This is a genomic window from Pseudomonas sp. GW460-LB5, assembly GCF_059423245.1.
Genome location: NZ_JBWKXT010000116.1, coordinates 1 through 3,748, shown reverse-complemented (window position 1 = coordinate 3,748; position 3,748 = coordinate 1). Strand labels below are relative to the sequence as shown.

The window sequence follows — 3,748 nt, the reverse complement described above, 5'->3', positions numbered from 1 at the left end:
CCCCAACGGGCCGTCCAGGGTTACCAGGTCGATCATCGCCGTACCCGTGGCCAGGTGCACCATGCCCAGGTCTTCCCGTACGCGGCTCACATGGCAGCCGAGCAACCCGGTGTAGAAAGCAACGCTGCGCGGCAGGTCGCTGACGCGCAACACAAGGTGATCGATGTGCTTGATGGTGAACGGTCGCATGCCTGGGCTCCCTTTGGCGTTTTACGCAATGACGTTGGCCACCTTAGCCCAGGTCGCTGAAGCGTGACCAGAATCAGCTACTCATTCACCAACCGTTGCAGCACGCCGCCTTCATGCTGCGCGAGTATTCGCAACAGTTGGTCGACCAGCGCCCGGTCCGGGGCATCCAGGTGGAAGTGGTGCCCGCCCGGGTGCCAGGAGACCTTCGCCTGGCTGGGCAAGGCCGCCTGACGCCGGGTAAAAGCCTCACCGGTGAATGCACCCTGCCGGCCGAACAGCAGGTACAACGGGCAGCGGATCTGGTTGAGCAGGTCGCAGGCGTCGCGCTCGGTCAGCGGCATGGGTTCGGGCAACACCAGGCGCGGGTCGTGGCGCCAGCAATAGCCATCACCCAGTTGCAGCAGGTCGCGCAATGCCAGCAGCCGTGCGGCACCTTCCGACAGTTCGGTGTCGAGGCGCTCGCGGCGTTGCGCCAGGGCAATGTCCAGGTCTTCGAAGCGGCCAACGTCCGGCTCGGCGAAACCCGGCAGCTGGCTGCGCTGCACCATGCGCTTGAGCCGATAGGCCCGCGCCAGGTGCTGCACGCGGTCATCCTCGGCCACCGTGAACGGTGCACCCATGCCGTCGAGGAAGGTCATGCTGACGATGCCACTGGTCATGGCCGCCAGCAACGATGCAACACCGGTGCCCATGCCATGGGCCAGCACATGAAACTGTGACAGGCCCAGGCTGTCGGTCACCGCCAACATATCTTCGGCGTGCTCCCACAGGTAGTAGCCGCTGTCATGCCGACGATGGTCCGAACGGCCATGACCGACCAGGTCGGGGGCCACAACGAAGCAGCCGTCCAGCATCGGTGCCAGGCGTTCGAACGAGGCAGCGTTGTCCAGCCAGCCATGCAAGGCCAGCACCGGGATACCGTCTTCGGCCCCCCAGGTACGCACCGCTATTTCAATACCATCGAGGTCAAGCAGATGATCTTTCGGACTGCACAGCGAACGCATTGCAATTCTCCTTGGCTGAAGCCTGCGCCATGGCCTGCTTCACCCTCTCGCAGATGCCCCCTCGCTGCTAGCCCCTCACCGACCCGTGCATGCGCAGGACCGACCGGTGCCGACATCTATCTACCGCACCATGGCGCCTTCATCAGCGTGGACTATTCACCCCCCAACGCAAGAGATCGTTGCCATGACCCACCCCACGCCCTTACATCAAAGCCAGATAACCCGAACACTGCCGAAATGGAGCAAGGCGCTGCACCCCGCGCATACGCATACCGTGCTGCAAAGCCTGCGCAAGGAATACCTGGCTGAAGATGGCACCCCTTACTCGTGGTACGCCACTGCCGATGAGCAAGCGCGTGAGCAGTTGCACAGCGCTATCGAAACGCGGAACAAATACCTGGCGCAAGTCCGGCAGGCCTTGGCGGGTTTCAAGGACATCATCGACTTCTGTACCCCTCTGCTGACCCGGCAGTTGCAGGTAAGCGTGCCCGTAGACAGGGCGCAATATGTCTTCCAGCCCTTCGAACCCACAGCCAACATCTGGGTCGGCGTACCCGCTGTAGAAACGCCCTTGGTCCCGGACCTTGAGGTGGACGTCCTTGCCACTCGCCCCGTGGGCGAGCCGCAAACCCGCAGTTTGCTGGAGGCTGCCCTGCACAACTTCGAGGGCCTGGACGAAGTCGGTGCTTACAGCAGGCTCACCAGCGCTACTGGCAGCGATACGCCCCTGCCTGGCCTGACGATGGCGGACTTCGTCAACCATTGTCGGGCGCTGGACCTTGGCGAACGCTATCAAGCGCATTTGCTTGCCACCCACGAAGGCGCCAATCGCGCCGAAATCCAGCACCTGTCGATAGCAGCAAATCGCGAATCCCTCAGGGTCCAGGCACTGATGGCAAAGCTCAAAGGCCTGTTGAGCAGACCTGGGCTCGAGGCGCTTATGCAACTGTGCAACGGCCAGCCTCAGCCCACCTATGAAAACCAGCCATTGCATTGCTGGAACTTCAGCCTGTTCGAGATCCCCGTTCACGACGTGCTGTTCATGGGGCCAGACGATCCGGACCGGCAAAACCCCTGTATCGTGTACATACCTGGCGACAGCGAGCACCCGGTAAGGGAGTTTGCTTCTCGTCAGGACGCGGGCAAGCACCTGCGCAGCCGGCTATTGCAAAGCGGGTTTCGCCGAGCCCTGGTGCAATGCGCCTACAAGGACAGGCAAAAGGAACTGGCCGAAGCACTGGAACATGCGCTGTTCGAACAGGATGAAGCCGGCAGACGCACACCCAGAAGCACCCCCGTCCTCCGTTTCACGCCCTCGCCCATCCGAACCGACCCTTGGACGACCTTGTACAACGCACACCTTGCGCGCATGAAGGCCGACGCAAAAACCATTGCAGTCCCTACCGCTGAGGTCGACGCCAGAGCCCGTGACAAGCGCCTGAAGCACTGGCTCGACTGGGGTATGAATGTCCTCAACGTCGCCGCCTTTTTTGTGCCGGGGTTGAACACGGTCATGCTGGGCGTTTGCGCATACGATCTGATGAGCTCGGTGTTCACCGGGTTCGAGGCGTGGGAAGAAGGTGATACCCGGCCAGCACTGGCGCAACTGGAATCGTTGGCCGTCAATGCGGCAGTGATTGCCGGCTTTGCCACGGGTGCCAAGATCGTCCAGGCATCAGGCTTTGTCGATGCGCTGACCAGTGTGTGGCATGAAGACAAAGAAGTGCTCTGGCACCCCGACATGAAGCCATACGCGAGCACAGCGCCCATCCCTGATCAGGCTCAACCCGATTCGCTCGGCCATGTGCACGTCGGTGGGAAGACCTTTCTCAAACTGGACGGCACGCTGTACGAAGTGTTTCAGGACGCAGCACAACAATGGCGCGTTCGCCACCCCGATGACGCGCAGGCCTATGCCCCACCCCTGCTGCATCATGGTAACGCTCGCTGGCAACTGGCACATGAACAGCCTCTGGAATGGGACGGCGCACAACTCATGCGCCGCCTCGGCAGCTATAGCACAGGCCTGGACGACAGCGAACTGGAAAACGCCATGCGCATTACCGGTACTGATCAAACCGTGTTGCGCCGCACCCACGCTGCCGGCGTGCGTCCACCTGCCTTGTTGCTCGACACGCTACTGCGCCTGCAACTGGATAACCAGGCACAACACATCATCACCCGCGTACGCCATGGGCTACCGCTGGCTGCGCACGAGAACTTTGCCTTACCCGAGTTGCTGCGCCTGCCGGGCTGGCCTGAGGGGAACGTGATCAAGGTTTACCAAGGGCCAGAACCTTGGGGCGAATCGGTGCGCTACGGCGCTATCGACACGGTTGGCCAGGTAGAAATCGAGGTTACCCGTAGTGATCTGGACAATGGCCAGCTGAGCCAGACCGTGTTGGCTCAGCTGGATGAAGAAGCCATTCTGCAGTTGCTCGGTGACACGCCGACCGAGCACAGATCATCTACCCTGAACCATAAACTCGCACAACGCCTTGAACAACATCGCGAGGCTCTGTTGAGCAGCCTGCAACAAAGTCACCGGCCCACCC

3 protein-coding genes are annotated in these 3,748 nt (G+C 61.6%); 1 reads left to right on the top strand and 2 read right to left on the bottom strand.

From position 1 onward, the window contains the following. The coding region (locus AC07XM_RS30845; protein ID WP_172455980.1) for a VOC family protein at positions 1-189 on the bottom strand (189 nt) is incomplete at its 3' end. 77 nt (positions 190-266) lie between these two features. Beyond that, positions 267-1,193 (bottom strand): alpha/beta fold hydrolase, encoded by a 927-nt coding sequence (locus tag AC07XM_RS30840; RefSeq protein ID WP_016486069.1) that lies wholly within the window; start codon positions 1,191-1,193, stop codon positions 267-269. A 184-nt stretch (positions 1,194-1,377) separates the two neighbouring features. Here AC07XM_RS30840 and AC07XM_RS30835 point away from each other — a divergent pair. Then, positions 1,378-3,748, top strand: a 2,371-nt coding sequence (locus tag AC07XM_RS30835) for a dermonecrotic toxin domain-containing protein (protein ID WP_495046076.1), incomplete at its 3' end; no start/stop codon positions are given.